The 19893-nt window shown below is 73.9% G+C and carries 18 protein-coding genes; 5 read left to right on the forward strand and 13 right to left on the reverse strand.

What is annotated here, in order from left to right; genetic code table 11:
* Positions 1 to 5 precede the first annotated feature (5 nt).
* From ACQKM2_RS12540 to ACQKM2_RS12565, 6 genes are all read right to left on the reverse strand, one after another.
* Positions 6 to 917 carry a UbiA family prenyltransferase gene (locus tag ACQKM2_RS12540; protein ID WP_427708898.1) on the reverse strand — a complete coding sequence of 304 codons (912 nt, stop codon included), beginning with the start codon at positions 915 to 917 and terminating at the stop codon, positions 6 to 8.
* Positions 914 to 3448: a cytochrome P450 gene (locus ACQKM2_RS12545; RefSeq protein ID WP_427708899.1), complete on the reverse strand. Its 2535-nt coding sequence runs from the start codon at positions 3446 to 3448 to the stop codon at positions 914 to 916. The genes ACQKM2_RS12540 and ACQKM2_RS12545 overlap by 4 nt, the downstream gene beginning before the upstream one ends.
* A 277-nt stretch (positions 3449 to 3725) precedes the next feature.
* A complete protein-coding gene (locus ACQKM2_RS12550; protein WP_427708900.1) occupies positions 3726 to 4598 on the reverse strand; it encodes a hypothetical protein in 873 nt (290 codons plus the stop codon).
* Positions 4595 to 6481 carry a GMC oxidoreductase gene (locus ACQKM2_RS12555; RefSeq protein WP_427708902.1) on the reverse strand — a complete coding sequence of 629 codons (1887 nt, stop codon included), beginning with the start codon at positions 6479 to 6481 and terminating at the stop codon, positions 4595 to 4597. Before ACQKM2_RS12555 ends, ACQKM2_RS12550 begins: the two co-directional genes overlap by 4 nt.
* Positions 6478 to 6879 carry a hypothetical protein gene (locus ACQKM2_RS12560; RefSeq protein ID WP_427708904.1) on the reverse strand — a complete coding sequence of 134 codons (402 nt, stop codon included), beginning with the start codon at positions 6877 to 6879 and terminating at the stop codon, positions 6478 to 6480. Before ACQKM2_RS12560 ends, ACQKM2_RS12555 begins: the two co-directional genes overlap by 4 nt.
* Before the next feature lie 179 nt (positions 6880 to 7058).
* Positions 7059 to 7892 (reverse strand): alpha/beta fold hydrolase, encoded by an 834-nt coding sequence (locus ACQKM2_RS12565; RefSeq protein ID WP_427708906.1) that lies wholly within the window; start codon positions 7890 to 7892, stop codon positions 7059 to 7061.
* Between the two features lie 255 nt (positions 7893 to 8147).
* Here ACQKM2_RS12565 and ACQKM2_RS12570 point away from each other — a divergent pair, with 255 nt between their 5' ends.
* The gene (locus ACQKM2_RS12570; RefSeq protein ID WP_427708907.1) at positions 8148 to 8984 is read left to right on the forward strand and encodes an alpha/beta hydrolase; all 837 of its coding nucleotides are present in this window, start codon (positions 8148 to 8150) and stop codon (positions 8982 to 8984) included.
* Positions 8985 to 9201: 217 nt separating this feature from the next.
* Here the strand turns inward: ACQKM2_RS12570 and ACQKM2_RS12575 are convergent, their stop codons facing one another.
* The 5 genes from ACQKM2_RS12575 to ACQKM2_RS12595 form a co-directional block, all read right to left on the reverse strand.
* Positions 9202 to 10116: a phosphotriesterase family protein gene (locus ACQKM2_RS12575; protein WP_427708909.1), complete on the reverse strand. Its 915-nt coding sequence runs from the start codon at positions 10114 to 10116 to the stop codon at positions 9202 to 9204.
* Positions 10110 to 10694 (reverse strand): DUF4865 family protein, encoded by a 585-nt coding sequence (locus ACQKM2_RS12580; RefSeq protein ID WP_427708910.1) that lies wholly within the window; start codon positions 10692 to 10694, stop codon positions 10110 to 10112. Before ACQKM2_RS12580 ends, ACQKM2_RS12575 begins: the two co-directional genes overlap by 7 nt.
* A 14-nt stretch (positions 10695 to 10708) precedes the next feature.
* Entirely contained in the window at positions 10709 to 11098 is a 390-nt protein-coding gene (locus ACQKM2_RS12585; RefSeq protein ID WP_427708912.1) for a (R)-mandelonitrile lyase, read from the reverse strand.
* Between the two features lie 12 nt (positions 11099 to 11110).
* Positions 11111 to 11686 carry a TetR/AcrR family transcriptional regulator gene (locus tag ACQKM2_RS12590; protein WP_427708913.1) on the reverse strand — a complete coding sequence of 192 codons (576 nt, stop codon included), beginning with the start codon at positions 11684 to 11686 and terminating at the stop codon, positions 11111 to 11113.
* Between the two features lie 254 nt (positions 11687 to 11940).
* The gene (locus ACQKM2_RS12595; RefSeq protein WP_427708915.1) at positions 11941 to 13335 is read right to left on the reverse strand and encodes a UDP-N-acetylmuramoyl-tripeptide--D-alanyl-D-alanine ligase; all 1395 of its coding nucleotides are present in this window, start codon (positions 13333 to 13335) and stop codon (positions 11941 to 11943) included.
* Positions 13336 to 13785: 450 nt separating this feature from the next.
* Between ACQKM2_RS12595 and ACQKM2_RS12600 the strand changes: the two genes are divergently transcribed.
* Positions 13786 to 14397: a C39 family peptidase gene (locus tag ACQKM2_RS12600; protein ID WP_427708916.1), complete on the forward strand. Its 612-nt coding sequence runs from the start codon at positions 13786 to 13788 to the stop codon at positions 14395 to 14397.
* Between the two features lie 426 nt (positions 14398 to 14823).
* Here ACQKM2_RS12600 and ACQKM2_RS12605 read toward each other — a convergent pair whose 3' ends face one another.
* Entirely contained in the window at positions 14824 to 15396 is a 573-nt protein-coding gene (locus ACQKM2_RS12605) for a GNAT family N-acetyltransferase (RefSeq protein ID WP_427708918.1), read from the reverse strand.
* Positions 15397 to 15565: 169 nt separating this feature from the next.
* Between ACQKM2_RS12605 and ACQKM2_RS12610 the strand changes: the two genes are divergently transcribed.
* Both ACQKM2_RS12610 and ACQKM2_RS12615 read left to right on the forward strand, forming a co-directional pair.
* Positions 15566 to 15757 carry a hypothetical protein gene (locus tag ACQKM2_RS12610; RefSeq protein ID WP_427708920.1) on the forward strand — a complete coding sequence of 64 codons (192 nt, stop codon included), beginning with the start codon at positions 15566 to 15568 and terminating at the stop codon, positions 15755 to 15757.
* An 18-nt stretch (positions 15758 to 15775) separates the two neighbouring features.
* Positions 15776 to 16459 carry an alpha/beta fold hydrolase gene (locus ACQKM2_RS12615; RefSeq protein WP_427708922.1) on the forward strand — a complete coding sequence of 228 codons (684 nt, stop codon included), beginning with the start codon at positions 15776 to 15778 and terminating at the stop codon, positions 16457 to 16459.
* Positions 16460 to 16490: 31 nt separating this feature from the next.
* Here ACQKM2_RS12615 and ACQKM2_RS12620 read toward each other — a convergent pair whose 3' ends face one another.
* The gene (locus ACQKM2_RS12620) at positions 16491 to 17924 is read right to left on the reverse strand and encodes a carotenoid oxygenase family protein (protein ID WP_427708924.1); all 1434 of its coding nucleotides are present in this window, start codon (positions 17922 to 17924) and stop codon (positions 16491 to 16493) included.
* A gap of 355 nt (positions 17925 to 18279) precedes the next feature.
* Between ACQKM2_RS12620 and ACQKM2_RS12625 the strand changes: the two genes are divergently transcribed.
* On the forward strand, positions 18280 to 19884 hold the full coding sequence (locus ACQKM2_RS12625) for a serine/threonine-protein kinase (RefSeq protein WP_427708925.1): 1605 nt from the start codon (positions 18280 to 18282) through the stop codon (positions 19882 to 19884).
* The last annotated feature ends 9 nt before the right edge of the window (positions 19885 to 19893 follow it).

Consider the following 19893-nt stretch of genomic DNA (forward strand, 5'->3'; position numbering starts at 1 on the left):
GTCCGCTACAGGGTGATGATCGCGGCGGCGAGGAGCGCGGCGTACCAGAACTCGAAGAGGCGGTAGGTGAGGTGGTCGTACGCCGGTGACCGGCGACGCGTCACGCGCCAGGCGATGGTCCAGGACAGGGCGGCGGTCATGGCCTCGGCGGTCCAGGTCCAGGCAGTGGAGGCGCGCAGCAGCAGGAAGTGGTCGGCCAGCGGGAGCAGGGCGAAGCCGGCGGCCAGGAAGGTGCGGGTGAAGGGCTCCCCGTGGGCGATGGGGAGGGTGGTGCGGCCGGCGGCGGTGTCGCCGGCCAGGTCGCGCAGGTCCTGCAGGGGGATGAGCAGGAAGATGACGGCGGCGAGCGTGAGCATCCACCGCCAGGTGTCCGCGCTGAGCGGGGCGGCGATCTGCCAGGCCGGGCCGAGCATCAGGAGGGCGCCGGCGCCGATGACGAAGTCCTTGACCAGCCATCGGCGGGCACCGCCGGCCAGGTTGTGCAGGACGGTCACCGCCTCCCAGGCCAGCGCCCACGCCCAGACCCCGAGCAGGGCTCCGACCAGCGGGAAGACGGTGAAGACGACGGCGGCGCGTACGAGGGTGCCACGGGTGCGGACCCGGCCCTGTGCGAGGGGCCGGGTGGGTTTGTTGATGCGGTCTTCGAGCCGGCCGGTGAGCTGGTTGGTGAGGCAGAAACTGTAGAGGTACAGGTAGAAGTAGAGGAACGACCCGGCGACGGCGAGGGCGAACCGCTGCGGCGGCAGGTGGTGGTGCCAGGCGACGGCGGTGGTGAAGGCCACCCCCGGGTAGAGGCCGGCCCATGGGTCGTTGCGTATGAACCGCCAGCTCAGCGCGATCTCGCCGGTCACCCACCGCCACGGCGCCGACCACGGGACGGGCGGGCGCGGGGGTACGGCGCTCTGACCTGCCGTCATGGCCGCTCTCGCCGGGGCGGTTGACGATCGGGGGTGGTGACGCGCAGGCGCAGGCCTGTGGGCTGGAGGGTGGTCAGGGGACGGGGCATGCGGAAGGCGGCCCCGTCCGGGGGTTCGAGGTGCCAGCGTCTGACGATGGCGGCCAGCGCGAGGACGCTTTCGGTGAGCGCGAACCGGTCCCCGATGCACTTGCGGGCGCCGGCTCCGAAGGGCACGAAGGCCTCTCGTGACGGAGCCGAAGGAGCCGACGGAGCCGAGGCTGCTCGGCCGGTCCACCGCCCCGGATCGAACCGTTCGGGGTCGGGATACAGATCGGGGCGGTGGTGGATCAGGTACGGGCTGAACACGACGGTGGTGCCGGCCGGCACGCGGTGGCCGTCCAGGACGGTGTCGGCGGTGGTGGTGCGCATCGTGAGCCAGGCCGGCGGGTACAGGCGCAGGGTCTCGGTGATGACGGCGCCGGTCAGGACCAACTGCCCGACATCGGCGGGGTCCGTGGCGCCGACGGCCTCGGCGCGCAGCTCGTGTTCGAGGCCGGGGCGGGTGGCGAGCAGGTGCATCGCCCAGGCCAGCACCACCGCGGTGGTCTCGGTCCCGGCGAGGAGGAACAGAAGGACCTGGTCGACGCACTCGCTGTCCGACAGGCCCTGCCCGCCGTCCTCGGTGTCGCGGGCGGCCAGGAGCGCGTCGAGCATCAGGCCCGCGTCGCTCCGGCCGTGCTGCTGGGCGACGTAGGCGGTGACGGTGGCCCGTAAGCGCCGGACGGCCCGGCGGCACCGGAGGTTGGCGGGCGTGGGCAGGGCGCCGGCCCAGGACGGCTGGATCGTCTGCCGCCACGCGCCGGCCACCAGGGTGGCCGCGTCGTCGGCAAGCCGGTGGGTGGCGGCGGGGTCCGGCCCGGTGCCGAACAGGGTCGCGATCAGCGCCTTGGAGGCGATCTCCTGGGTGGCGTGCAGGACGTCGATGACCTGGCCTTCGCGCCAGGTGCCGGCGGCTTCGGTGAACCGGGCTGCCATCGTCCGGGCATAACCGGGCATCAGGCGCGGGTGGAAGGCGGGCTGCACGAGCCGGCGCTGGCGGCGGTGCTCGTTGTGCGGGCAGGTGAGCAGGCCGTTGCCGATGAACTCCCGGAAGCGGTCGTAGAGGGGGCCGCCCTTGTCGAAGAGGTGGTCGTCGACCAGCACGTGGTGCAGCAGCCGGGGCTCGCACACGACGAGCGCGGGGTGGGGCCCGAGGCCGACGGCCACCAGGTTGCCGTGCTGCGGGAGCGAGCGCAGGAAGCCCAGCGGGTCGCGCAGCAGCGCGGGGGCGTGGCCGAGCAGCGGCAGCGCCCCGGGTGCCCGGGGGACGGGGGAAGGCGTGTCGGCCTTGGCCACGACCGCGCCTTCGCGGTGGCGGTGCGACCGGGTCCGGCGTCCGGCAGCGGGCGGGGACGGACCGTCAGGTGGCGATCGGTCCGCGCCGGTCAGGGCTGCCGCGACCGCGCCCAGTACCTCCACCGAGGCCGCCGGCAGGGCGGATTCCTCCAGCACCCGCAGGGCTTGGCCGTGGCGCTCCTCGACCATCGCCTCGACCTCGGCGCGGGCGCCGGTGCCCTCCAGCACCGCACGGATCCGCGCCACCTGCTCCGTCCCGAGGGCCCCCGGCCGGCCGCAGGCGGTGAGCAGGCCGCGCTCGGCCGGGCCGGCGCGCCGCAGCGCCAGGGCCAGCAGGGGGGTGTGCTTGCCCGCCCGCAGGTCCTCGCCCTCGGGCTTGCCGGTCTGGTCAGAGGTACCGAAGGCGCCGAGCAGGTCGTCGCGCAGCTGGAACGCCTCACCCAGCGGAAGCCCGAACGCCGAGAGCACCGCGCCCACCTCGGTGCCGGCGCCGGCCAGCACGGCGCCCAGCTGCAACGGCCGCTCCACCGTGTACCGGCCGCTCTTGAGCCGGGCGATGCGCAGCGCCACCTCCAGGTCGGCGCTCGGCCGGCCGGTGGCGAGCAGGTCGAGGTACTGCCCGAACATCAGCTCGGTACGCATCTCGTCCATCACCGCCGCAGCCGCGGCCAGTCGGTCCGGGCTCAGGCCGGCGGTGTGCAGCAGTTCGTCCGACCATGCCAGTGCGAGGTCCCCGAGCAGCACGGCCGCGCTGGTGCCCAGCCACGCGGCGTCCGGGTGCCCGGCATGGCGGGCGGCGACGGCCTGGTGGACGCTGGGCCGGCCCCGGCGGGTGGAACTTCGGTCCATCACGTCGTCGTGGACGAGCGCGAAGGCGTGGAACATCTCCAGCGACGCGGCCACCTGCAGCATCGGCCCCTGGTCCCCGGACCCCCCGCCCGCGTGCCAGCCGGCCGCGCACAGCACCGGGCGGATCCGCTTGCCGCCGCCCAGGACCAGCTCCCCCAGGACGTCGGTGACCTCGGTCGGGAAGCCCTGAGAGGCCGCCCGGTGTGCCGTGGCGTCCAGGAAGGCGGCGAGGCGCTCGTCGACGGCCCTGCGGACCCGGGCGGGGTCGAACGTGGGGGCGGGGGGTGGGGTCGTGTTCTCGGACACCGGGGTCCTCCATCGGCCAGCGACCGAGCGGACGCACACGCGGGCCCGCTCAACCCGTCTCCTTACCCCCGGCCGGGGCCCGGTGTGCCGACACCCCAGGGGCGCGCGGAGGCGCGCTGCCCGCCGACGGCGCGCGCGGCGCGCCCCCAGTGCCGGCGCAGGACGACGCGGGCCGGCTCCGCCCCGTCGCGCGGTCGAAGTCCCGGGCTCCCTTGGCCCGGACGGCGCGGCCCACCTCCGCACGGCAGGCCGGGGATTCCGGAGAGGGGGATCGCCGTCAGGAGCGGGGCCCCGTCGGCAGGTAGTACGGGCGGTTGTGGGCGGCCACGGGCGGAGACTGGCAGGTCCACGCGCCGGCGGCGGACGGGGCCTCGTCGCCGAGGAGGGCACGGACGTCCCGGCCGAGGTCGCTGTCCGGGGCGTGGACGTGCAGCCGGGTGCGCCCGGAGTGGGCGGCGGCGGACAGGTCGTACCAGCGGTACGGCTGGTAGAGGTTCATGGGTCCGGCGAGCAGGCGCCCTTCCTGGTCGGTGCCGTAGCCGGTGACCGGCGCCGAGTTGGCGGCGACGGCGGTGAGCCCGTCCAGTCTCGCCGTGACGTCGAGCAGCGGGGCCGCGTCCTGCTCCAGGGTGTCGCCCGGGCCCAGGGACGCGGCCTTGCACCGCACGTTCCAGGTGTCGCCGGCGGGCCCGTTGAGGGAGGGCAGGCCGACCTCGAACCAGCCCGGGTACTTGGGTTCCGCGTAGAGCTCGCGCCCGGCCCGGATGGCGAAGGGGTTGTCGCACACGACGTGCATCCGGGCGATGCCGAGCAGCTTCGTCTGGTCCCAGCCCTGCGCGTACTGGGCGTAGTCCAGCCGCGGCAGCCTGCCGCGCTCGGCGGTCGGGAAGGCGATCACGTTCAGCTCGATCTCCTGCGTGACGCCGCCGCCGAACGCGTACTGGGCGAAGTACAGCTGGTAGTTGACCGACACCAGCGCCCGCCCGTCCTCGAACGCGGCCGCGGTCAGGTCCGGGTGGTGCTTGGCGAGCAGCTCGCGGACCGGCTCGGGTTCGACCAGCCAGTCGATGCCGATCTGGTGCAGGGCCCCGTAGTGGAAGGGCAGCCGGAAGGGCTCCGGTACGGGGGGCAGGGGCAGGGGGTCGCTCATGGCGTCGTTCCTCTGGACGGGGCCGTTGCGCCGGCCGGCGGTTGGGCCTGAGGGTGGGGCTGCGGGGTGCGGAGGGAGGCGGGGCGGTCACGGGCCGCCAGGTCCGCTTCGACGCGCTCCACGCTGCGCAGGGCCAGTGCGGCCATCGTCAGCGTCGGGTTGGAGGTGGCCACCGAGGGCATGCTCCCGCAGCCCACCGCGTACAGCCCGGGGTGCTCCCAGCAGCGCTGCCACGCGTCGACCACCGACGTCGTGGGGGAGTCGCCCATCACGTGGGTCCCGGCGGCGTGGCCGGCACCGCGGTAGCCGTAGGTGCGCCCACCGTGCTCGAAGCGGCCCGGCCAGGCCTCCGCCGGGGTGTAGTCCGTGTGGTCCTCGGCGCCGAGCAGCGCGAACACCTGCTCCGAGACGGCCCGCGCCGCGGCCATCCCGTCCTTCACGTGGTCGTCGAGGTCGTACGTGACCAGCGGGCGGGGCAGCCCCAGCGCGTCGCGCTCGGACGGGTGCAGGGTGACCCGGTTCGCCGGGTCGGCGCCCTGCTCCATCTCGAACTGGAGGGTGAACTGGCGCCGGACCCGGTCCCCGACGGCCCGCCGCAGGCCGGCCCCGAACAGGCCGCGTCCGGTGAGGAAGTGGTGCACGTCGGTGTCGACGGGCCCGTTCGCCCAGATCCAGCCCCAGGTCCCGAACTCGACGCGGAACGGCGCGCGCAGCCGGCGGGCCGGGCCGCCGCGGAAGCCTTCGAGGCCGGAGACCGAGCCGGGCCCCCGGTACGGGCCGGTGTCCTCGGGGAGCAGGCCCCAGGTCAGCAGGACCGGATGGTCCATGAGGTTGCGGCCGACCTGGCCGCTGCGGCCGCCGAGTCCGGACAGGAGCAGCAGGCGGGCGTTCTCCACGGCGTGGGCGGCGAGCACGACGACGTCGGCGTGCACGACGTGCGCCTCCCCCGTGTACGAGCGGTACTCCACGCCGGTGGCCCGCCCCCGCCCGTCGACGAGCACCCGGCTCACCACGGACCGGTCCCGGAGCGTGACGGTCGAGCTCCAGCGCCCCTGGGTCTTGAGCGGGGTGTACTTGGCGTACGAGGGGCAGCGCGGGATGCAGGTCGCGTTGCCCACGCAGCGGCTGCCCGGATCCGGCCGGCCGTCCCGGCCGCGCGGCACGTAGCCGCGGCCGCCGTCGTACGCGGGCTCCGGGACGCCGTTGCGCGCGTGCGGGGTGCCGACCACCTTCAGCCCGACCTCCCGCAGGGCCACGGGGTCCTTGACGCGGCGCCCGTCGAGGCGGGCCGCCATGAGGCGGTCCAGGCGCGCGGCGGGCAGGGCGCGCATGGGGAAGACGTAGCCCTCGGGGAAGGGGAGGCCGACGTGCTCGCGCTGCTCCGCGACGTCGGCGGACACCCCCAGCTCCTCCTCGGCCGCCCGGTAGTGGGGCTCCAGCTCGTCGTAGGTGATCGGCCAGCGCCGGCCGTACCCGAAGGCCTCGGTGTCGAAGTCCTCCGGGAGCATGCGCGGCGTGAGACCGGTCCACACGTTCCCGGTCCCGCCGTTGGCGCGCACGTAGGCGCTGGCGTAGGGGAGCGGGCCGTCCTGACGCAGGTGCCCGGCGGCCCGGAAGCCAGGGCTGCCGTCGGTGCCGTCGGTGCCGGAGAGGTCCGCCACCTGGGGCCAGGGGGCCGCCGGATGGGGCTGGAAGGGTGAGCCGGGCAGCTGGCCCGCGGCCGTCAGATAGGCGGTGAGGGGGTCGGGGTCCGCGTCGCCGGTGCCGGCGGCGGACGTACCCGCCTCAAGGACCAGGACCCGCCGGCCGAGCCGGCCGAGCCGGTCCGCGACGAGCGAGCCCGCGACGCCGGCGCCGACGACGATGACGTCGTACGCCGTCACCGGCCGCTCCGCCCGGCCGCGGCGGTGGACGGTCCGGCCCAACTCCCGTGCCCGCCGGGGTCGGCGGCGGGAGCGGTGAGGCCGGCCGCCTTCCAGACCAGGGCCTCGGCATGGGCGCGTGCGGACACCAGGACCGGCGGGGTTCCGGGCCAGCTGCCCGTGTACCAGAGGAACGCCACTTCCCGGGCGGCGTCGCGGAGTTCCCCGTCCACGGCATCGGCGTCCCACCCCGCCCGCGAGGCGCCGAGCAGGAGCCCGTACCGCTCGGCGCCGAGCCGCCGCGCTGCCACGGCCCGGTAGACCTCGGCCAGTCCGGTCGCTTCCAGGGCGGCCTCGTCGAATCCGGTCAGCAGGGCGGAGAGGGCCGTGAAGTGCTGTGTCTCGTCTGTGATGGGCACGCGGGCATCGGTGCCCCGGTTCCCGGCGGCCCATGCCGCGCGCCTGCCGAATGGCTTGATCACGGCAGCGCGCGCTCACCCTCACGGCTCGGCACGCACGAACGGACGTGCCCTGTTCGGTCATCCGTCCGACGGGGTGTGTGTCGCACCGGCGCGAGAGGCGGGATCCGCCTCGGGGACTACCGGGGACCGGTCCGCCGGGAGGGGGCCCCGAGGGTGCCGGCGAACTCGACGATGCGGTCGGCGACGGCTTCGGGCCGGTCGAGGTGGCAGCTGTGGCCGGCGTCCGCGAAGACGGCCGAGGTGGCGCGCGGGTTGAGGGCCGCGGTCGCGGCGGCGTGCTCGGCGGGCCAGAACTGACTGTCCGCGCCGGCGGTGATGAGTACGGGCACCTCGGCGCGGGCGACGACGTCCCGCCAGTCCTGGCGGGAGTGGTCCAGGAGCAGGGGACGGGTGTCGGGGGTGATCAGGCTCTCGGCGCCGCGTCCGCCCGCCTCCCTGATCGCGGTGTCGACAGCGGCCGGATCGGGCCAGGCGCGTCCGCGGCCGGTGGCGAAGGCCCCGGGCGAGGAGAAGAACGTACCGAGGTTCTCCTCGGTGAGGCCGTAGAAGCCGAACGGCCAGTCGGCGGTGTTGACCATGCTCGGCGTCTGGTCGACGGTGACGATCCCGGCCAGCCGTGCCGTGCCCGCGAGACTGGCGTAGGCCCAGATGCTGTTGGCGCCCATGGACTGCCCGACGGCGAGGACGTCGCGCAGGCCGAGCGCGGTGAGCAGGTCGTCGATGTCCTTGCCGTGCCGGGACATCCGCTGTCCCCAGGCGGGCCGGTCGGAACTGCCGTGCCAGCGGCGGTCCAGCGAGATCACCCGGTACCCGGCCGCCCGGAGCGGGGCCCACTGCAGGGCCCAGTCGTCGGCGGGTGCGCCGTAGCCCGAGACGAGGAGCACGGGGCGGCCCTCGCCCTCGTCGTAGTAGTGCAGGCGGACGCCGTCGTTGGTGGTGATCCTGGGCACCGGGACTCCTCGGAGTCGGAGGGGGAGGGCGGGGAACCCGCCCATCGTCCGCCGCCCGCCGGAGCCCGCCCGGTACGGCGCGCGCTCTCACCCGCCCGGACGCGGACGCGGACGGGGGCTCCGGCGCCGCCGAAAGCGCCGCGAGTCGGTCATCCCGTCTCATCCGCCGCCCCCATAGCGTTTCCGCATCGGCGGAACGACGAGCCGGCAGGCAGCGGGCACGGCCCCTGGGCCGGGAGAAGCAGGGTGAGACTGGTGCAACGAGAAGCGGCCACGGACACCGTCGTACTCATCCACGGCCTCTGGATGACACCACTGTGCTGGGAGAACTGGGTCACCCGCTACCAACAGCGCGGACTCGAGGTGATCACCCCCGGCTACCCCGGCTTCCAGCCCGGCACGACCGGGGTCCGGGCCCTGCGCGACGACCCGTCCCCGCTGGAGGGCCTCGGCGTGACGGAGGTCCTCGACCACCTCAAGCAGGTCGTCGGCGGGCTCGACACGAAGCCCGTCATCATGGGGCACTCGTTCGGCGGGGCCTTCGTCCAGCTCCTCCTCGACGCCGGTTACGGCTCGGCGGGCGTGTCCATCGACGGCGCGGCCGTGAAGGGCGTGAAGGCGCTGCCCTTCAGCGAGATCAAGGCGACCTTCCCGGTGCTGCACAACCCCGCCAACAAGAGCCGTGCGGTGCCGATCACCGAGAAGGAATTCCACTACGCCTTCACGAACAACCTCACGGTGGAGGAGTCCAAGGCCGTCTACGACCGCTACTCCGTGCCGGTCTCGGGCCGCATGCTCTTCCAGGGCGGATTCGCGAACTTCACCCCGCACGCGGCGACGGCGTACGACTTCGCCAACGACGACCGCGCACCGCTCCTGTTCATCTCCGGCGGCAACGACAACATCCTTCCGCCCGCCGTGCAGCGCGAGAACTACGAGAAGAACGCCAAGCGTTCGAAGGCGATCACCGCCTACAAGCTGTTCGACGGCCGCAGCCACTACACCTGCGGCGAGCCGGGCTGGGAAGCCGTAGCCGACCTCGCCCTCGACTGGGCCCTCACCCCCACCGCCGGCGAACTCGACCGGACCTGACCCCGGCCCCCACGCCGACCGGCTTCCCGACACCGACACAGGCCACCGCCGGCAGGGGGCAGAACAAGATGGACCGGCCTGGAAGGGAACGCACGCTCGGCCTGCCGCTGGAGCCCACTGACCTTGAGGTCGTTGCGAACCGGCGGCCGTACGGCGTTCGGTGCAGCCCGCCGACCCGGCCCGCGCCGCGCAGGACTCGGCCGAAGGACCGACCGGCTCAGGGCCAGTCGACGGCGAAGGCCCGCGCCGGGTTCCGCGTGAGGACGTGATCCACCAGCTCCGCACCCACGGCGGCCGCCAGCCGGGGTCGCACCCTGCGCAGCAGGTACGGCATCCCGGGGCCGCCGTCGACCGACCGGGTCCCGGAGGCGACGGTGTCCCCGCCGAGCAGCAGCCGGTGCCCGAAGCCCGCGTCGGCCAGCGCCTTCACCGCGTCGGGCATCCGCCAGTCGGTGGCGTGATGGGCGAGTGAGGGCCCGTCGAAGGCCAGGTAGCAGCCCGCCTCCGCGGCCTGGCGCTGCACCGTGCCGTCGGGTGAGCGGTTGAGGTGCCCGAGGACCACCCGGTGGGGCGGGACCTCCAGCTCGTCACACAGCAGGTCGAGTACGTCGAGTGCGCCCGTGCCGTGCTCCAGGTGGACGGCTACGGGCGCGCCGGTCCCGTGGTGGGCCTCGGCCGCGGCGGCCATCGTCCAGCGTGCGTGTGCGTCGAGGGCGTGGAAGCCGCCCGCGACCTTGATGAGCCCGGCGCGGACGCCCGATGTGCCGATGCCCGTGGTCAGTTCGGATACGAAGACCTCGGCGAGCCTGCCGCCGCGCAGCGCGTCGAGGAACTCCGGCTCGTAGTGGGCGGCTTGGTGCAGCCCGGTCGCGCACACCACGTGCACCCCGGCCGCCCGGGACAGGGGCGGCAGGTCCGCGGTACGCCGTCCCATGCCGTACGGCGTCCACTGGATCACGCTCGCACCGCCCGCGGCGCGGAACGCGGCCAGTTCGGAGCGCGCGGCCCGGACGTCGTCCAGTTCCCGGCCCGGGAGCCTCGGGCTGCGGAGGAAGAGGTGGTCGTGCGCGTCGCACACGCCGAGGTCATCGGGGCGCACGTCGCCGAGGACCGTGCGGACGCGGGCTACCACTGCCGTCCGCGCGGCAGTGCGTGCCTCCCGGGCGCCGACACGTGCAGCACCTCGAAGACCTCGCCCGACGCGGCGGGCGTGTGGTGGTCCCAGAGCGAGAAGTGGACCAGCTCCCAGCGGTGCGAGTCGACGGCGGCCGCGGCGAGTACGGCGCCTTCCCGCGAGGCGAGCCGCCCCGCTTCGCGCACCGCGTCCTCCATGAACGCGGACAGCGGCACGTCCTCCGGGACCCCCTGTCGCCGGCGCACGGCGACGGCGGCGGGGGAGCCGGCCGCGGCGCCCTCCTCGTAGGCCAGGCCCGTCCACTGCCGGACGCCGGGCCGCCCGAAGTCGTCGACGGGCCCCTGGAAGGCGCCTCCCCACAGGAAGGTGTTCATCCCCTCCATGGTGTTCCACAGGTAGAACGGCGCGTACTGGTTGACCGGCGAACCGTTCACCCCGCGCTCGCGCATCAGGTACGTCTTGAAGCCGAGGCCGTCCCAGTCGTCGAGGGCGTGCCCGAGGCGGGAGACGCGGTCGCGGATGATGCCCATGTCGTAGCCGGCGGGCAGGGTCATCTCGTACTGCATGGCGTGCATGGTGAGCTCCTCTCTCAAGCGGGGTAGTGGCCCACGTGCTCGTGCCACTCGACGGTCGAGCCGTCCGCAGCCGCCTCCACGACGGCCGGATGCGTCATGAAGGTGCCGGGCGCGGCACCGTGCCAGTGCCGTTCGCCGGGCTCGATCCACACGGTGTCGCCCGCCCGGATCGCCACGACGTCACCGCCCTCGCGCTGGACCAACCCCTCGCCCTCCAGGACGTGCAGCACCTGGCCGCGCGGATGGCGGTGCCAGGCGGTGTGCGCGCCGGGGGCGAAGTGCACGCTGAACATCCGCAGCCGGGACGGTGGCTCCGGGGCGGCCAACTCGTCCAGCCACACCGCGCCCGTGAAGTGCTCCGCCGGGCCCTGCAGGGTGTCGGGTCGCTTGGTCGTGATGTGCATGGGGGGAACTCCTCAGAACTCGGGTCGAAGAAGGGAGAGCAGGCCGCGTACCCCCGAGTCGAAGGCCGCGCGAGAGCCCGACGCGCGGGCCAGGACGTAGCCCCCCTGCACCGTGGCGAGGACCGTCGCGGCGATCTCCCGCGCATCGAGGGACCGGGCGAACTGGCCCTGCTCCTGCCCCTCTTCGACGATGCGGGCGAGCTGCTCGCGCAGCCAGGCGATCGTCTCGTCCACCGGGGCCCGCAGAGCCGCGTTCGCGACCACGTCCGGGTCCATCGTCAGGCGGCCCACGGGGCAGCCGCGCAACACGTCGCGCTCGCGCTCCAGATAGGCCCGGATCCGCTCGTACGGAGTCCCGGGCCCTTCCAGCACGCTCCGCACGGAGGCACGCAGCTCCTCGGCGGTGCGGCGGATCGCGGCCAGCGCGAGGTCCGGCTTGCCCTGGAAGTGGTGGTACATGCTGCCCTGGCCCGCGCCCGCGCGCTCCAGGATCGCCTTGGGGCTGGTGCCCACGTAGCCGCGCTCCCACAGCAGCTCGCGGGTGGACTCGATCAGCCGCTCCTGAGTACTCATACGATCACTGTACATACCAGTAGGTACAGAAGCGATCCGTGATCACGGCTTCTGCGGATTCCCGCAGGAATCCGAGGCCGTTGCAGGGTCCCTCGGCCAGGACTCCCTGATCCGTGACGAAGCCGGCGCAGCCGTCTTCGCCCGAGGCCGGACGGCACAAGACCCCAACCGTGTCCGGGACCTGGTTCCGGGAGGCCGGTTCGGCGGCCACCGCCGAGGCGGTCGGCGACGGCCGCACAGAGCCCTCGGCCCGGCCGCTGAGCGCCGTCCTAGCCGCCCACGGTGTCCGGCTGGGCCAGCCGCTCGGCGGTGTGCTCCAGACCGACGCTGTGGGAGCCCTTCACCAGCACGATGTCGCCGGGCTCGATCAGGTCGCGGGCCAGGGTCAGGGCGTCGTCCCGGTCGCGGGCGCCGAACACCGTCAGGCCCGGGTCGTCGTCCTGGGCGGCGTCGGCCATCGCCTGGGCGTCGGCGCCGCCGACGGAGACCAGCACGTCCACGCCCGCGGCGGCGACGAGGCGGCCGACCTGCCGGTGCCCGTCGACGGCGGCGGCGCCGAGCTCCTTCATCTCGCCCAGGACCGCGATGGTCCGCCGGCCGCCGCTCATGGCCTGGAGGGCGGTCAGCGCTGCCTTCATCGAATCGGGGTTCGCGTTGAACGCGTCGTTGATGACCCGTACCCGGTCGCTCCGGTCGGTGACCTCCATGCGACCGGACGCCACCGGCACCGCGCGGGAGAGTGCGTCGGCCGTCTTCTCCACGTCGGCGCCCAGCCCGATCGCGACGGCCGCAGCGGCCAGCGCGTTGGACACGTGGTGCGGGCCGTGAAGGTTCAGGCCGACCCGCGCGTCACAGCCGGCGGCGACGAGGGTGAAGGAGGCCCGGCCCTCCGAGTCGAGCCTCACGTCGACCGCCTGGACGTCGGTGCCCCGTGCGGTGCCGAAGGTCATGACCTGGGCGCGGGTACGGGAGGCCATGGCGGCAACCAGCGGGTCGTCGGCGTTGAGGATGGCGATGCCCTTGGCGGGGAGGGCTTCGACGAGTTCGCCCTTGGCCTGGGCGATCTGCTCCCGGCCGCCGAACTCGCCGATGTGCGCGGTCCCCACGTTCAGGACCAGGCCGACCGCCGGCGGGGCGATGCGTGTCAGGCGGGCGATGTGGCCGATGCCGCGGGCGCCCATCTCCAGCACGAGGTACCGCACGTCCCGGTCCAGGTGGGTGATGGCCAAGGGCATCCCGATCTCGCCGTTGAAGGACTTCACCGTGGCGATCGTCGGCCCGTGATCGGGGAGCACCTGCGCGATCAGGTCCTTCGTGCTGGTCTTGCCCGCCGATCCGGTCAGCCCGATCACCATCGCCTGCGGCGCTGCGGCCAGCACCCTTCTGGCCAGCGCGGCGAGCGCGTCGAGCACGTCGTCGACGACGACGGCCGGAACACCGACCGGGTGGGCGGCGAGGACCGCGACGGCCCCGGCCCGCACCGCTTCGGCAGCGAAGGCGTGCCCGTCGGCGTGCTCACCGCCCAGCGCGGCGAAGAGGCCACCCGGCTCGACCGTGCGGGAGTCGACGGTCGCCGGCGCGGTCACGAGCAGGGCCGCATCCGGCACGTCGCACAGCCGGCCGCCGACGGCGGCGGCGACGGATTCCAGCGAAAGGGGGATCACGTGACGCACTCCGAATCAGCAGGACCCGTCCGGTACGGCAGCGCGCCGCCGCCCGGTCCAGCCCTTCGACCGTATCGCCTCCGGAAGCCGTAGGTGCGAAACCATCCCAATCCATTGCAGACCGTGAGTATCCTGCGAGTCTGCCCGGATCGCCGTCGTGTCCGGCGGGAGGACCAGTGGCCGGGCGCGTTCGCCGCTCGCCGGCCGCCGGCCGCGCCGCATGGGAGTCCCCGAACGCCAGGGCCGCACGAACAGACCCCTCGACGCCGACCAGTTCGGCTCGGGTGCGGCTGCCTCCGCGATTGGCGCACAAAGCCCTCGCCACCTCTCCGGAGGGCGGCTCCACGAGTCGGGCACCATCGGGGTGGTGATCTCCGGAGGAGGCCCGGCCCCGTCCACCCTCCACCGGCTCATCAGCCAGCCGGCCAACCCACTGCGAGGACCCCGCACATGCCTGACCTGCGCCCCTTCCCCACCATCACCCAGTACGCCAGCCCGGACCTGATCCCCGCGATCGTCTACGAAGGCCGCGACCAGGGCGACGATCCCCGCTGGGCCGAGAGCGGCGCCCCCGACCCCGACACCTACCGCACCTGGTGCGGCCACATGTGCGGCATCGCCTGCCTGCGCATGGCCCTCCTCGCCCGCACCGGGGAAGCGCCCACCCCGTTCGAGCTCCTCGACGGCGCCCGGAAGTACGGCGCCTACACCGAAGACCCGGACAGCGGAGCGATCCACGGCCTGATCTACGCCCCGTTCGCCCGGTACGTGCACGACGTCCACCCCCTGCACGCCGAAGTCCACCCCACCCTGACGGCGTCCGGCCTCCTCGCCCTGCTCGACCGCGGGCGGATGGTCATGGCCTCGGTGCACAAGGAGATCCGCCGCCCCGAGAACCCCGCCCCCGGCAAGGGCGGACACCTCGTACTCGTCACCGGCCGCCAGGGCGACACCGTGTACTTCCGCAACCCGTCCGGTCACACGGAACAGGCCCGCAGCGCCCGCCTGCCGATCACCACGTTCGCCGAGTTCTTCGCCGGACGCGGGGTGTCCCTGGCCTGACCGCTGCGGCCGTCGGGTCAACAACCTCAACCCCAACAGCGCTCGTTTCCCCCGTGGAGCGCAACCGCGAGGTGGCGGACACCAACCTGCTCCGCCGTTTCCGCTCGTTGGAGGTCAGCGCGTGCGACCAGCAGTTCTGGCTGACCGACGCCTGCGCCACTCTGCGGGCTCCCTCCGGGGAGGAGCCGGTCGCCCCCCTGAACCCCTCACCTCCAGCAACCCCTCCGAACGTCTGGATCCCCGTCGCCGTCAGCACGTCTTCATGGCGAGCGGGTCGGCGAACGCGAATGACCAGGGCCTTCACAGTGAAACCGTGTTGACGCGCGGCTCGCTCGAAGGGTCGGCCGTCGTTCACGGCCGGCCCTTCTGCACGAGTACGAGCGGGCCGGCCCGTGGAACCGGCCGCCAAGGCCCGAGACGGATCGGTCAGCGCAAGTCGAGCCGCATGAGGACCCGGGGGTGACCGGCCAGCACCGAGGTGGTGTCGGCGGCGTGGGTGAATCCAGCGCGTTCGAAGTTCTTCCGGATCCCGGCGTACGCCATCGTCGTGTCGACGCGGGTGTCCCCGTTGTCCAGGGGGTATGCCTCGATCGCCGGTGCGCCGTGGGAGCGGGCGAACTCGACCGCCCCGGCGATCAGGGCGTGCGAGACCCCCTGCTTGCGATGGCCGGGGCGTACGCGGATGCACCACAGCGACCACACCGGCAGGTCGTCGAAGCGCGGGATGGTGCGGCTACGGGCGAAGGACGTGTCCGAACGCGGTGCCACGGCAGCCCAGCCGACCGGCTCGTCGCCGTCATAGGCGAGCACCCCCGGCGCGGGCTGCACGCGGCACAGCTCGCCGACGTACTCACCACGGGCCGGCCCGCGGAGTTCGTTGTTGAGCTTGGACGGGATCCGGTAGCTGAGGCACCAGCAGACGTTGGCACCAGCGGACTTCGGGCCGACCAGGGTCTGGACGTCCTCGAACACCGATGCGGGGCGCACTTCGAAGGTCACGCCACCACGATGTCACGCCGTGCATGACGACGCTGCTCGGCCCCGCGCCTACGGGACGACGCGGGAGGTGCCGCCCGGCTGCCCACCTCAGCCGGCCCCGGGTCCTCGCGGAGGGGACCGCCCTCGCCGACGATCAGGGGTTCCGGCGCAGCGGCTCGGCGTGGAGCCGATGTCGGTCCGCCACGTGGAAGGCGCCGCCGGCGACTTCCCCGCGGCCTTCCCGGCGGGCGGGTACCCGGACCCGGCCGGGTTCGCCGAACACCACGTCCTCGGGCCCGGGTTCGGGTACGGTGCCGAGTTCGACCACGGCCTGGAGCCCGTCCCGGACGGACTGGCCGCCCGCCCCGTGCGCGGGCCGTGACCGGGTGGGAGGCCTTCTGTGAGCACGTTCCTGTTGATCCACGGTGGCGGCGACGTCGGCTGGTACTGGCACCTCCTCGTGGAGGAGCTCCGGGCCCGGGGGCACGAGGCGGTGGCGCCGGACCTCCCGGACGGCGACGACTCCCTGACGCTCGACGACTACGCCGACGCCGCCGCCGAGGCCGTCGCCGGCCACCGCGACCCGGTGGTCGTGGGGCATTCGTTCGGCGCCTACACCGCGTCCCTGGTCGCCGCCCGCCGCCCCGTCGCGTCGCTGGTCCTGGTCGCCGGAATGGTCCCCGCACCGGGTGAGTCACCGGAGGAGTGGTGGAGCGCCACCGGCCACGCGGAGGCCGTCCGGTACCAGGCCGGCCGGGACGGCGGCCTGACCGGCAACGACGACCCGTACACCGCCTTCTACCACGACGTCCCCCGCGAGCTGGCCGAGGAGGCGATGAGCAGGGATCGCGCCCATCCGTCGCCGACGGCATGGGCCCAGCCGTGGCCGCTCACCGCCTGGCCGGCCGCACCGACCAGGTTCGTGCTGTGCACCGAGGACCGGGTCCTGCCGCCCGACTTCCTGCGCCGGCTCGTGCGGGAACGTCTCGCACTGGTCCCGGAGGAGATCGCGGCCGGCCACTGCGTCGCCCTCAGCCGTCCTGCCGGACTCGCCGACCTCCTGACGGGCACCGGCACGTCCTGAACGCCCCGGCCGACGCCCCGGGCCGGGGGCTTCAGGTGCCGTCGGCGGGCAGCCAGCTGCCGTGCAGGCCGAGCGGGACCCGTACGGGGATCCGGGCCCGCGCCACCGGCCCGGATCCCGGGTCCTCGGCGGGCACGACCAGGAACCAACTCGCCCCGTCGGTGCGGTCGGTGGCGAAGGTCAGCCAGTAGCCCCGCCCGTCGGAATCCGTGCCCGGCTCGGGTGCGAAGACCGGCTCGCCGACCGACAGGTCCCCGGCGTCCCAGACCTGGGCCGCCCCGGTCCGGACGTCGTGGAACCGCACCGCGTCGTACTCTCCCGGCAGCAGCTCCGTGCGCCCCGTCGAGGTGGCCAGCGCGACGTGCCGGTGGCGACGGCCGATGAGCCGGTCGTCGATCCGGGGGAACTCCACCCGGGCCTCGTCCAGCAGGGCGCGGGTCATGCTGCCCGCCACCGGATCGATGCGCGCGCGGGCCAGGCCCCCGGTGACCGGCTCTCCCGTCCCCGGTCCGGCGCCGACGGTCAGCCGGCTCCACTGCACGAAGTCCAGGACCACCGGGGCGTCCTCGCCCGGGCCGTCGTCGTAGGCGTTCACCGTGTGCCACAGCCAGAACGCCTCGTCGTGCGCCCAGCGCGGCGGTCCGCCGTCGCGCGGGATGAGGACCAGCCGGGTACCGCGCTCGGGCCGCCAGGCCAGGAACGACCCGCCCGCCATGGCCGCAGGGAGGTCGAAGAAGGCGGGCGCGAGGACGAGCACCGCGTAGCGGCCGGTCAGGGCCATGTCGTGGACCATCATCGGCTCGTCCACGCCGTCGACGGGCGTGGGCCCGCGGGTGACGCCGCCGTCGCGCCCGATGACGGACCAGGTCAGGTACGGCGGCTCCAGCGCGTAACAGAAGACGACCATCTCGCCCGTGACGGGGTCGATCTTGGGGTGGGCGGTGATCCCCGCGGGCAGGGCCCCGCCGAAGTCCTCCCGGCCGAGCGTCTCCAGGCCGCCGCCGACCCGGTACGGGCAGGCCGACTCGGCGAGGGCCAGCACCCGGTTCCCGTGCCGTACGACGTTGATGTCGGGCAGGTCCCGGAACGTGCCCGCCAGCTCGGGCCCCACCTGCTGCGCGTCCGGCACGATCATCGACTCCAGACCTCCCCACAACGCCCGCCCGGCCCGCTCCTCGGCCTCCAGCGCCGGGGTACGCACGAACCGGTTGCGGTAGCGGGCGCGGCCCTCCGAGAGCCACACCCCGTGCAGCATGCCGTCGCCGTCGATGGGGTACAGGTAGGAGCCGATCGGCGTGAAGCGGGGATTGGGCCCGTTGCGCAGGTAGAGGCCGTCGAGGGCCGCCGGGATCTCGCCCGTCACCTCCAGTTCGGCGACGTCGACCTCCTCGGTCACCGGTGCGAACGAACCCAGGAGGTGGGGGACGCGGGTGGGGTCGAAACGGGGCGGCGTGCGGGTGTCCACGGAAGCCTCCCGGAGCGCGTGTGCGGCAGCTTCTGGCACCTTCCAGTGAACCGCGGCCCCGGCGCCGGTGCCCGCCGGGACCTCGGGCCCCGGCGCTCCCGCCGCCCCGGTCGAGCGGAACCGGTCGAGGCCTCCTCGCCCAGGGGCGCCAACTCCACGCCGCGGGAGAGCGCGGACGCGCCCGCGACCGGCTGCGCGAGGCGGCTGACCTCGACGAACGCCAGAACGGCCGGCGCCTCCTGACCCTGGCCGAACAGGCCCTCCGCGAAGGCGGCGCCCGGGTCCCGCCCTCCCGGCACGACTCCCGGACCAAACTCAACTCAACGCTCCATAAGGGCAGTTGTAAGGTGTGGCCGTGAGCGGACAACGGAGCCTCGCCGACGGCCGGTACGTGCTGGAGCCCGAGCCGATCGGCGCGGGCGGGATGGGCACGGTCTGGCGAGGGTACGACCGGAGACTGCACCGCACGGTCGCGGTGAAGGCGCTCCACCTGCCGGCCGGCTTCGACGCCGAGGAGCAGTCCAGGCTGCGCGTGCGTGCCATGCGCGAAGCCAGGGCGATCGCCCGGCTCGAACACCCGGGCATCGTGGCGGTGCACGACGTCCTCGAAGAGGACGGGCAGCCGTGGATCGTGATGCGCTTCGTCGACGGGCGTTCCCTCGACCGGGAAGTCAAGGCCAACGGCCCGCTGGGTCCGCAGAGGGCCGCCGAAATCGGCGGCCAGTTGGTGAACGCGCTGTCGGCGGCACACGACGGCGGGGTCCTGCACCTCGACGTGAAGCCGCAGAACGTGCTGCTCGACGACAAGGGCCGGGCCGTGCTCACCGACTTCGGGATCGCGTCGGTCGCCGATGGCACGGCGCCCCGGACCAAGGCGCTGGTCGGCACCTTGGGCTACATCGCCCCCGAGCGACTGGCAGGTGCCGAACCGGGCCCCGCAGCGGACATGTGGTCCCTGGGCGCCACGCTCTACTTCGCCGTCGAGGGCCGGCCGGCCTACCCCGCCGACAACGTGGGGGCCGCGGTCGCTGCGGTCATGACCCGCGACCCCGAGCCCATGACGGGCGCGGGGGTACTGGCACCGACGATCACCGGCCTGCTGGACCGCGATCCCGAACTGCGCACCGACGCCGCCAGGGCCGCCACGGAACTGCGGGCTGCCGCCGGGACCATGACGCTCGATCGCCAGGACCTGCCGAGTAGGCCGGTCCTGAAGCGCAAGGCCGTCGTGGCGCTGGTCGCTCCTCTCCTGCTCGCGGTGGGCGCCGTCCTTCCGTACGTGGTCTCGCAGGCCCGCGGGGACGCAGGTCGGCAGCCGACCACCGCGAGCTCCCCGGCCACGCCCTCCCCGGCCACGTCCTCCCCGGCCCTCGTCACCAGCGCCGGCCCGAGCCCTGCGCCCAGCCCCAGTCCGACGCCCACCCCGAGCCCGACCCCCACCGCGCGGTACCAGAGCATCCCCAGGATCTGCGACAAGGTGGGCCGCCGGTCGAGCTCGATCATTCCCGACATGGACGCCGGCAAGGAAGAGAACTCGGTACCCAACCCCGGCCGGTTCGGCGGGCTGATCGAGGCGTACGCCTGCCGGTGGAGCACGGACGGCTACTGGGCCGACCACCCCTGGGGTGCCGACGTCAGCGTCACGCTGCTCCGCTTCTCGTCCGGCGCCTACGGCGCGACGGCCTTCGAAGGGGAGCGCACGGGCTCCTTCTACAAGAGCGTCCCGCGGCTCCACGACTTCGCCGACGAGCTCTGCGTGTCCAATCCGACGGGCAAGGACTACGGCTACGCCCACGTGATGTTCCGCGTCGACAACATGCTCGTGCAGGTCTCCTACGAGATGATGGTCGAGGTACCCTTCGCGTCCGCATCCGCATCCGCACCCGCACCGGCCGTGGCGAAGCCGCGCGGCATGGAGATGGCGAAGTACGTCCACGACGAACTCACCGCCGGCTCCTGAGGGGGGTGA

Origin of the sequence: Streptomyces sp. NPDC004126 (assembly GCF_050275515.1) — a bacterium.
In the GTDB taxonomy this organism is placed as follows: Bacteria; Actinomycetota; Actinomycetes; order Streptomycetales; family Streptomycetaceae; genus Streptomyces.

Excerpts from the sequence above, each read along its gene's own strand:
- ACQKM2_RS12540 (WP_427708898.1), bottom strand. The coding sequence starts at position 917 with ATGACGGCAGGTCAGAGCGCCGTACCCCCGCGCCCGCCCGTCCCGTGG.
- ACQKM2_RS12550 (WP_427708900.1), bottom strand. The coding sequence starts at position 4,598 with ATGAGCGACCCCCTGCCCCTGCCCCCCGTACCGGAGCCCTTCCGGCTG.
- ACQKM2_RS12580 (WP_427708910.1), bottom strand. The coding sequence starts at position 10,694 with ATGCACGCCATGCAGTACGAGATGACCCTGCCCGCCGGCTACGACATG.
- ACQKM2_RS12585 (WP_427708912.1), bottom strand. The coding sequence starts at position 11,098 with ATGCACATCACGACCAAGCGACCCGACACCCTGCAGGGCCCGGCGGAG.
- ACQKM2_RS12590 (WP_427708913.1), bottom strand. The coding sequence starts at position 11,686 with ATGTACAGTGATCGTATGAGTACTCAGGAGCGGCTGATCGAGTCCACC.
- ACQKM2_RS12600 (WP_427708916.1), top strand. The coding sequence starts at position 13,786 with ATGCCTGACCTGCGCCCCTTCCCCACCATCACCCAGTACGCCAGCCCG.
- ACQKM2_RS12610 (WP_427708920.1), top strand. The coding sequence starts at position 15,566 with ATGTCGGTCCGCCACGTGGAAGGCGCCGCCGGCGACTTCCCCGCGGCC.